This is a genomic window from Anabaena sp. PCC 7108 (genome assembly GCF_000332135.1).
In the GTDB taxonomy this organism is placed as follows: Bacteria; Cyanobacteriota; Cyanobacteriia; order Cyanobacteriales; family Nostocaceae; genus Anabaena.
Window position 1 is genome coordinate 1,269,769 of sequence record NZ_KB235896.1, and the last position, 10,530, is coordinate 1,280,298.

Annotated in this window: 5 protein-coding genes; 4 read left to right on the forward strand and 1 reads right to left on the reverse strand. The window is 37.6% G+C overall.

Annotation, left to right across the window (positions count from 1 at the left end):
- The first annotated feature begins 989 nt into the window (after window positions 1-989).
- Entirely contained in the window at window positions 990-4,631 is a 3,642-nt protein-coding gene (ppsA, locus tag ANA7108_RS0106555; protein ID WP_016949976.1) for a phosphoenolpyruvate synthase, read from the forward strand.
- Window positions 4,632-5,203: 572 nt separating this feature from the next.
- On the forward strand, window positions 5,204-7,756 hold the full coding sequence (locus ANA7108_RS0106560) for a PAS domain-containing protein (RefSeq protein WP_016949977.1): 2,553 nt from the start codon (window positions 5,204-5,206) through the stop codon (window positions 7,754-7,756).
- A 31-nt stretch (window positions 7,757-7,787) separates the two neighbouring features.
- On the opposite strand, the gene ANA7108_RS0106565 is transcribed toward ANA7108_RS0106560, so the two are convergent.
- Entirely contained in the window at window positions 7,788-9,125 is a 1,338-nt protein-coding gene (locus ANA7108_RS0106565; RefSeq protein ID WP_016949978.1) for a TIGR03985 family CRISPR-associated protein, read from the reverse strand.
- A gap of 100 nt (window positions 9,126-9,225) precedes the next feature.
- On the opposite strand from ANA7108_RS0106565, the gene ANA7108_RS0106570 reads away from it, so the two are divergent.
- Both ANA7108_RS0106570 and ANA7108_RS0106575 read left to right on the forward strand, forming a co-directional pair.
- A complete protein-coding gene (locus ANA7108_RS0106570) occupies window positions 9,226-9,531 on the forward strand; it encodes a CRISPR-associated protein Csx3 (protein WP_016949979.1) in 306 nt (101 codons plus the stop codon).
- Between the two features lie 62 nt (window positions 9,532-9,593).
- The gene (locus tag ANA7108_RS0106575) at window positions 9,594-10,514 is read left to right on the forward strand and encodes a hypothetical protein (protein ID WP_016949980.1); all 921 of its coding nucleotides are present in this window, start codon (window positions 9,594-9,596) and stop codon (window positions 10,512-10,514) included.
- The last annotated feature ends 16 nt before the right edge of the window (window positions 10,515-10,530 follow it).

Here is a 10,530-nt window from a genome sequence, read left to right on the forward strand (position 1 = left end):
AAAAAATTAGGTATTGTAGGGTGCGTCAGATATTACAAATCTGTTTATTAATAGAATTTATGGAGTCTGACGCACCCTACGTATCTTTTCATAAATCAAATATTATTCCTATATTTGATTTTTGATAGCTTGCGTGGCGTAGCCATACAGAACTCCGTACATACTAAAATCCTTCTTTCCTGTTAAGAGTTCCCTGTTCCCTGCCTCCATGAAAAATTCATGAATCAAATCGGATCACTATATCTAAATTAGGTTTTACTTAGGCTCTATCCAAACTACAAAAATTAGAAATGAGAGTGTTACCTAAAAGAGTTTCTGATAAAGAACAGCAAAGATTATGTGTAAATACTGGCATTTTTTGCCGACAAGTACAACAAAACCAGTAAGTTTCAGATTTACTTATATGTAGTAACAACAAATTAGAACAACAGGGACAATAATTCATATATTTCTCAATTCCTTTTTTTAAGATGTGTTTCCCGTAGGGTCGTTATGGTGACAACCCTGATTTATTCACAACAAGTATTTATAGTTCTAAACTATATTTTACAAATATGAGGAACTTGTGAGGTTAGTTTAGATAACAATATATTTGGTAACATTACTACACATTAACAGCCTGAATTAGGAGTTGTTTAACTTCCATGTAGTGATAATAGGGCGTTGCATAATTGCGGGATGATTTGAGAATCTGCATTAATATATAATCACCGCGTCTGGAGCGTCAGCCTCAATCATCCCCTTATTCAGCAACGCCGATAATAGTTTTATCCTCACAAATTCCTCAGATTTAATATGTATAAAAATAATGGTTTATATCATGTCCGACTAATCACTTATCAAAAAAAAATCTCCGCGTCAGTCTAAATGATAAGTATATCTCTGACGAGACGCTACGCGAACAACCGGACATGATATTAGTTGAGCAGTAGATTAGTTTACTATTACTAAAAACTTTTTAATTTGTATCTTTTAAAGGATGATAAAACATGGTACGGATACCACGCAAGCAAGACAATCATAGCCAAGTTTCAAAAGAACAAGCATTAGTCTTACCTTTGAATTCCGTGGGAATTGCAGATATTCCCTTCGTAGGTGGAAAAAATGCCTCTTTAGGAGAGATGATTCAGCAATTGAGTCCCAAAGGAGTAAAAGTTCCCGACGGGTTTGCTACTACTGCATATGCTTATAAATTTTTCATTAGTGGGGCAGGTTTAGAAGCTAAACTGAGAAATATTTTTGCTTCTTTAGATATAGAAGATATAGATAATTTGCGGCATTGTGGTCAACAAGCTAGGTCGCTGATGCTAAACACGCCATTTCCGCTAGAATTACAACAAGCGATCGCAAAATCTTATCAAAGTCTCTGTCAAGAATACGGTGAAGATACTGATGTTGCAGTTCGTTCTAGTGCCACAGCCGAAGACCTCCCAGATGCTAGTTTTGCCGGACAGCAAGAAACCTATCTCAACGTTCACGGACTCAAAGGTGTATTAGAATCTTGCCATAAATGCTTTGCTTCTATTTTTACTGACCGTGCTATTTCTTACCGACAAATCAAAGGATTTGACCACTTTGAGTTAGCCCTTTCAGTCGGGATACAAAAAATGGTACGTTCTGACTTAGCTTGTTCTGGTGTGATGTTCTCCATTGACACAGAAACAGGCTTTAAAGATGCGGCCTTAATTACTGCTGCTTATGGTTTGGGTGAAACCGTCGTTCAAGGTGCAGTTAACCCAGATGAATATTTAGTATTTAAACCCACTCTCAAACAAGGCTTTAAACCAATCCTCCAAAAACGTTTGGGGACAAAAGAAATTAAAATGGTTTATGACTTAGGAGGGATGAAATTAACGAAAAATGTCTCCGTTCTCCCCGCAGAAAGAAATCAATTTGCCTTGAATAATGACGAAATTCTCCAACTAGCAACCTGGGCTTATATTATTGAAGATCACTATTCCCAAGTCCGTGGTCTGGAAACACCAATGGATATTGAATGGGCAAAAGATGGGGTGACAGGAGAATTATTTATAGTCCAAGCTAGACCAGAAACAGTACAATCTCAAAAATCTAAAACTGTTCTTATCAGTTATCACCTCCAAGAAAAAAGTGCAGTTTTATTAACAGGTCGTAGCGTTGGGGAAATGATTGGTCAAGGTAAAGCCAAAGTCATTCTCGACGCGAACCAAATTCAACAATTTCAAGCCGGAGATGTGCTAGTTACAAACCGCACAGATCCAGATTGGGAACCAATCATGAAAAAAGCCAGTGCTATTGTCACCAACTCTGGTGGTAGAACTTGCTTTGATGGAAATACAAAAATTCTCACCAATAAAGGTTTTATCACCATTCAGCAAATCTATGAACAAGGATATCAAGGATTATCAACTTTAGCCCTCAACACTAAAACCCATAAAATAGAATGGAAACCTATTACAGATGCAATGAAACGTACATCTCAAGTGATTGGGGTGAGTGTATCTCAAACAAGGAAAGTTACAGATAATATCCTGCGCTTAACTCCTGATCATAAAATGGTCAATCTTCGGGATGGTGAATATACCAAAACTGAGATTCAAGAAATGTTAGATAGTCAAGAAATGGTGCTTGTATCTCAGAATATTCCTAAATTAGGTAACAACAAAAATCAAGAAGCTGATTTAGCTTATCTGATCGGAGGAATAATCACAGACGGCTCAATTTATACTACTCGAACTCATGGAGAAGTTCAGTTTATTCAAAAATGTTTACCAGAGAAACAAGCATTCATAGCTACTATGAATGAGAAAATGAGTACTGTTTATGGTAAATCTTTTACGGCTTGTGAGAAAGCAGAATCTTCAGGTTACATACGAGGAAAACAGGTAAAAGGGCAAGCTACAGCTTATCGTATTTATTCTAAAGCGATCGCCTACAACTTAAAAGAAAAAGAGCAACAGATTACTCAAATTCTACTCGAAAATACTCCAGAAGTTTCTTATCAATTTTTAGGAGGTGTGATTGATGGTGATGGTTGCTATTATAACAACCGCATTAATATCTATATTTCTGAAGAAAACTTACTACAAGCTGTAATTATTGCTTGTTTGAAAATTAATACTGTTCCTCAAGTTACCAGAAATCGTCATATCTACAATGTGCAGATTGTGGAAAAATTAGAGCGAATTTTAGAATATACTCAACGAGTAAAAGGAGATGTTAATCGAAGAACTATTCAAACCCGTTTCTTTGCTACTAATCAACTATTTAGTGAGAATGTAACAGGTCAAATCAAACTTAGAAAAGATAAAAATCTCCTGATTTCTGATAAGCAACTCCGTGAAATAGGTCAATTTGAACAACTTCTGCAAGGTGATATTCGGATGCAACGAGTTGTTAAAGTTGCAGATGCAGTAGAAGCTGAAGTTTATAATATTACTGTTGCAGATCATCATAATTATCTAGTTTTTACTAGTAAATACACTCCTGTAGTGGTTTGTAACTGTCATGCCGCAATTATTGCCAGAGAAATGGGAATTCCGGCAATTGTTGGCTGTGGTAATGCAACGACATTATTACAAACTGGACAAGAAATTACTGTCAGTTGTGCTGAAGGTGAAACAGGCAAAGTTTATGCAGGTTTATTAAACTTTGAAGTTCAAGAATTACCTTTAGAAAATTTGCCCCGCACCCGCACTAAAATTATGATGAATGTGGGCAACCCAGAAGAAGCATTAGGTCTAACAGCAATTCCTAATGATGGTGTGGGTTTGGCAAGGATGGAATTTATTATTGCTAACCACATCAAAGCCCATCCTTTAGCACTACTACATTTTCATGATTTAGAAGATGAACTGGCTAAATACAAAATTGCGGAATTAACTGCCCAATATGAAAATAAAGCCGAATTTTTTATTGATAAACTCGCACAAGGTATTGGGACAATTGCTGCCGCTTTTTATCCTAAACCTGTAATTGTCCGTCTGTCAGATTTTAAGAGTAATGAATATGCAAACCTCTTAGGTGGCAGACAATTTGAACCTAAAGAAGAAAACCCGATGCTTGGTTGGCGTGGTGCTTCTCGCTACTATGATCCTCGTTATCGTGAGGGTTTTGCCTTAGAATGTGAAGCCATGAAGCGGGTAAGAAATGAAATGGGTTTAACCAACATAATTTTGATGGTTCCCTTCTGCCGAACTCCCGAAGAAGGAAAACGTGTACTGGCAGAAATGGCAGCAAATGGTTTGGTAAAAGGTGAAAATGGTTTGCAAGTTTATGTGATGTGCGAGTTACCCAGTAACGTGATTTTAGCTGATGAATTTAGCCAAGTCTTTGACGGCTTTTCTATTGGTTCTAATGACTTGACACAGTTAACTTTAGGAATAGATCGGGATTCTGAGTTAGTTGCACATCTGTTTGATGAACGCAATCAAGCTGTCAAGAGAACAATTTCTAGAGCGATCGCAACTGTAAAACAGTTTAAACGTAAAATTGGTATCTGTGGCCAAGCCCCCAGCGATTATCCAGAATTTGCCAGGTTCCTGGTTAAAGAAGGGATAGATTCTATAAGTCTCAACCCTGACTCTGTACTCAAGACTCAGTTAGAAATTGCCGCAGCAGAAGGTGAAGAGGATTTTACTCCTTACTCCTGACTTTTGATGAGGGAAGGCCATCTTGATGGGTTTCAAACCCACGCAGGTGGTCTTTTTCCCAAGAGAAGAACGTTTTTGTCTTGTCTGTGTAGCCGTGATTGACAATCGTCTTTGCCAACATCCTGTGAGACTATAATATTTTCAAAATTATTAAATTATTTAATCTCCGTAAAATAACAGATCATCTAACCCCAATTTGACAATACAATAAATTTGATCACCAAAAAATTAAATAAATTTTCTACTTTAGTGATTAATTTATCCTCTGTTCTTTAGCAAATGTGTAAAATTTCGGATTGATATTTATCGATAAGCTTGCTATTGACTGACTGCATAGGTGGTATTTTACCTGATTCTCAATAACCCACCCAGAATAAAAGTTGACTAAAAATCAGGAAAATAATTAAGCAAAAGTGAAGTATTAATTCAAATATTCTCCTGATTCACCTCCCAAAGGAAATACATTGATTTTTAGATGTGTATCCCTCGTGCAAAACCTCGGCAGTCAAGCAACCATTAGAAATTGCTGAAAAGCTTGTGTAGTCTGCTTTTTTAGTTGTTAATTTCTATTTATGCTCATTATGCAATTAAAAAACGAACTGATTGATTTACCTTCTTTACATAAAATAATCGATCATTTTCCCTTGAAAATGAGTCCTGATAGTTATGTAGCCGATGCTATTATTTTGATGAATCAAGCCCAAAGTCATAGCTATCAACCTCTCAACTCCTCAACATTAATTCCATCCAGCACATTGAGTCAAAAAGTAACTAGCTATGTTTTGGTGGTAGAAGAAACACAGTTATTAGGAATATTTACTATTAGTGATGTCCTAAGATTAACAGCCTTGGGTAAGGATTTATCCAAGGTAAAAATAGCTGAAGTGATGACCCAGCCAGTTATCACCTTGAAACAATCAAATTTTCAGGATATTCTGACAGTCTTATTACTTTTTAAGAAATATCAAATTCATCATTTACCGATTGTCGATGATCAAGAAAAATTGTTAGGAATAGTCACTGAATCTGGTTTGTTACAAGAGTTAGATTTAGTTAAAATGTTAGGTGTAATTGAAGACGAGATTTGCTTACGCAAACAAACAGAATCAATGTTACGTGGACTGACTGATGATTTAGAAAAAAGGGTAGCAGAACGCACAGTAGAATTAATAGTTACAAATCAAAATCTCCAACAAGAAATTACTGAGCGAAAACAAGCAGAAGCCTCAAGAACAGAAAGTGAAGAGCGACTGAACTTAGCTTTAGAAGCTGGCAAAATGGGTATATGGGATTGGAACATCACTACAAATAAATATCTGTGGTGTATCAATATGGGAACGCTACATGGACTACCAAACAACAGCTTATCTCCAAACATTGAAAGCTTTCTAGATTTAGTTCATCCTGAAGATCGGAAGTCTTTTATAAAGTCTGTAACTGACTCGATTCAGCAAGGAAGCGGATTTTGTGCTGAATATCGAGCAGTTTGGCCTGATGGTAGTCTACACTGGTTAAAATGTAAAGGCAAAGTCTTCTACAATGAAACAGGTCAGCCGCAGCGGATGGTTGGTGCAACCATAGACATATCTGAGAGCAAGAAGACAGCACAGCAAATCTATGAACAAGCAGCCCTATTAGATATCGCTACAGACGCGATTTTTGTCCGAGATTTCCAAATGGATATCTTATTTTGGAATCAAGGTGCAGAGCGGATATATGGTTGGCAGATTCATGAAGCCTTGGGTAAAAACCTGAAGGATATTTTTCACGTCACAACTTCTTATGAAGAAGAGGTAATTGCACTTAAAGCCGTAATTAAACATGGCTCTTGGCTGGGTGAATTATCAAAAGTAACTAAATCTGGTCAGGAAATTATTGTTGAAAGTCGCTGGACATTGATGTTTGATACTGAAGGGTCTCCCAAATCTATCTTGATTGTAGATACTGACATTACCGAGAAAAAACTACTCGAAGAACAGTTTCTCCGCACCCAGCGACTAGAAAGTATTGGTACTTTAGCAGGTGGTATTGCCCACGACATTAATAATATATTGACACCCATTTTAGGAGCCGCGCAAATACTCAAAGGTAAATTCGGCAAAAACCAAGAACTTCATCAACAAATGCTGACAATTATTGAAAATAATGCCAAACGTGGTGCGATTTTAGTCACTCAAGTGTTGTCCTTTGCGCGAGGATTTAAAGGAAAAAATACGATTGTACAAGTTAGGCATTTAATAGGGGAAATTATTCAAGTTGCTAGGCAGACATTTCCTAAATCAATCGAATTCATCACCCAAATACCGGAAGACCTTTGGGCTGTTTCTGGAGATGCTACCCAACTACATCAAGTGATAATGAACTTAGTAGTTAATGCCCATGACGCTATGCCAAATGGAGGGATTCTCAGCATTTCGGCACAAAATCGCTACATTGATGAAGCTTATTGTCGGATGCATCTTGAGGCCAAAGTCGGGAATTATATTGTCATTTCTGTCCAAGATACGGGAATTGGGATGTCTCCAAATATATTAGAGCGGATTTTTGAGCCATTTTTCACCACCAAGGAGATAGGTACTGGTACAGGATTGGGTTTATCAACGGTGCGGGGGATTATTAAAAGCCACGATGGGTTTATGACAGTTTCTAGCCAAGTTGGTCAAGGAAGCAAATTTAAGATGTTCTTGCCAGCTTTAGAAGCCCCTCAAATTGAGGTTTTAGATGAATTAGAAATGCCTCTAGGAGAAGGAGAGTTGATTTTAGTAGTGGATGATGAAGCTCAAATTCGAGACGTAACTACAGTCATTCTGGAAAACCATAATTACCAGACGATGACTGCAAGTAATGGAATTGAAGCGATCGCTCTTTATGTCCAACACAAGTCGCAAATTAGTGCAGTTTTGATGGATATGATGATGCCAGAAATGGATGGAATGACTGCTATTCGCACTTTGCAAAAAATCGACCCCAATGTACAAGTTATTGCTTCTAGCGGATTGAGTACAACAGATGTATTACCTCAAGTAGATGAAATGGAAGTAAAAGCAGTTTTATTAAAACCTTATACTGCCAGTGAATTATTGCAAAACTTAAACAACATATTCAAAACTGACAGCAGATTGTAGATGCAAATTTCTCATAGATGATTTAGGATTTCTATAGATGGGAATGGTGATAAAGACCTAGCTCTTTGGTAATATCAGCCGCTATTCTTTGTCTTAAATCATCAGGTAATAGAATTTCTACTTTTGGTCGCCAAGCTCGTAAACGCATAATTACATTATTATCTCCATGTCGATATTGAAGGCTGTAATAAGCATCTTTTGGGGAACGATTCGCAATTATTTTTAATAATTCTGCTTTTTGTTCTGGATTAACTACAGAATTTTGAATCAAGCTTTTTGCTTTTTGGTAGGTAATCAAGTTAAATGTTTTATGCCGAGATGTATCCTGAATGTAGCGTTCATGATAATCTCGGTCAAATCGTAACAACATCAGTCGAGATTCTAAATAAAAATCAAATCCTAATGCTTTATCCATTTGCAATTCTATTTCTTCTGGATTTGGTAAATTTCTTCTTTGATAACGCTGTTGTAAATTCTTGGGAATGGCTATATTTGTCCATGGGATTGGATTAATATTTACAATTCTATCCAATCTAAAGTTATACCAATCTGTTTTTCGATCAGGACTTTCTCCAAAAGCACACAAATAAACTGCACGTTGCACATAGTAAATGCAAACAGGATAAACCAAACATTCTACAGATTCTTTTAATCTGGCACTATTATAAATTAACTTAATCGGTGGAACTGGATTTTGTGACCAAATTTTTCTGAGTTCATCCTGCCAATTTTCAACTTCGTCTATAGCAGTTACAACATAGTCTAGTTTAAAAAAGAAACGTTGTACACCATCAATTTTTTGAGAAAGATTCTGAGCAATTTCTGCTAAATCTTCTTGATTGAGAAAATGTAGTTCATTAATATTATGTTTTGTGGTTATAGGACGAGAAGGTAAATATTGGACTCGATGATATTTTTGTTCTTGATTTTCTAGCCAACCTAATTCTTCTAAAATTTGTAAATCCGCTTGTAAGGAACGACGAGTTACACCAAATAATCGCTTTTGTAGGACTTCATCTAAATTAGAGATATCAACATGAGATAATAAAGAGTGCTTCCATGTTTCCTGATTCAATCCGGTTTTAGCATCAAATAACCAGTCAGAGGTAGTTTTGGCACAATGACAGTTAGGGTCATGGAATTGAGGAATTGCTTCTCCTTTGGGGTGTGTGGAACTAAAAAAAGCATTTTTCCAATCTGCCAAAGTAAAACCATCTTCTAAGAATAAAAGGTCTTGACCTTCTCCGTATAAAGAACGTAACCACACCCACAAACGAACTGCACGCAGTAGGTTTTGTTTGAGAGAACCGCGTGCTAACCATTGCAGCAGTTCTGGTTGGGGAACATCAGAAAAAATTTGCTCAGACACTTAATCTAGGACTTTGGGTATAAGTTCAGCATAGACCAATCTGGAATAGGCTGCTTCCAGTGCCATATATGATGTGATAGTTGCTTACTAGGTAAAGGCAGTGACTACTTACAACATTGAGTTAAAAGACGATATTTTGCGGGTGAGTTTTGGTGAACCTGCCCAAAATGACCAGATTGTTAAAGATGCTGCTATGCGGTTGGAGGAAATGTCACGGTCGGGGGAATTAATAGGAGGACAACTGCTGAAGATTAATGGACCCGTTTCTATACCTGTAGCTTTTGTGTTAGCTCATAAATTAGCCCATATTTACGGTGCAATTGGTTTTTTTGACCCAAAATTACGTAAATACGTGATTTGCATCACACATAATCCAGCCTATAAACTGGGAGACTTGATTGATTGAAGTTGTAATTAACGAAATTACAAGAGTCTTGTCTTATTTATCTCCTAATTCAGCGCCATTTAATGAGTATTTACCATATCAGTTTAGAGGGTGACATTTTAAAGGTAGGATTTGGCACTACCTTGACTACAGGTGATGAAATTGTCCGTGATGCAGCTACCAGGTTGAATCAGATGATTGCTTCTGGGGAATTACCGGGGGGTGCGCTGATTAAAATCAATGGTCGGACATCGGTACTGGTGAGTCAGGTATTGGCTGATAAATTATCTAAATTGTATGATGTCATTGCCCTTTTTGACCCCAAGATTGGCGATAAGGGGCTGGATAGGTATGTTGTCACCATTAGTAAACACGCTGATTATCAAGTTGGGGATATTTTGGATGTGGTGCGGGTTCAGCAGCAATCAAGTATCAAATTGGTGATTTGTGGGTTTGCGAATACTGGAAAGACTTGCTTCCGGGAAGGTTTAAAACAAGCGTTGTTGCAGATTGCTGATGCACCAGAATCCTATTTTATCTCTGGTTGTCCAGATGGGGATGGTTCTTGGTATGGGGAAACCGCACGACGGGACGCAGATTTAGCCCAGAAGTTAAAAACAGAATACAAGGCGGGTTTTACACCAGATTTTGCTGAAAGGAAAGCACGGGAAGTTAGGGGGATTAATACACCGATACTTGTGTTTGATGTCGGTGGCAAAATTTCTAATGCTAACCGTTTGATTATGTGCGCTGCGACTCATGCGGTGATTTTGGTGAAGGATGTAACTGAGGTTGCACCTTGGGAAGAACTATGTAAATCTCTGGGTTTGTCGGTGGTGGCGATTATTTACAGCGATTATGACGGTGTGGACGATGTGATTGCACAGGAAACGCCGATTTTAAGGGGTAGTGTGCATCGGTTACTGCGTGGGGAGGATGTTTCTCGTCGTGCGATCGTTCGGGCTTTGGCTGGGGTTTTGGTGGGGTTGGGGAAGGGTGGTTAGGGAGAAAGGGGTGCGA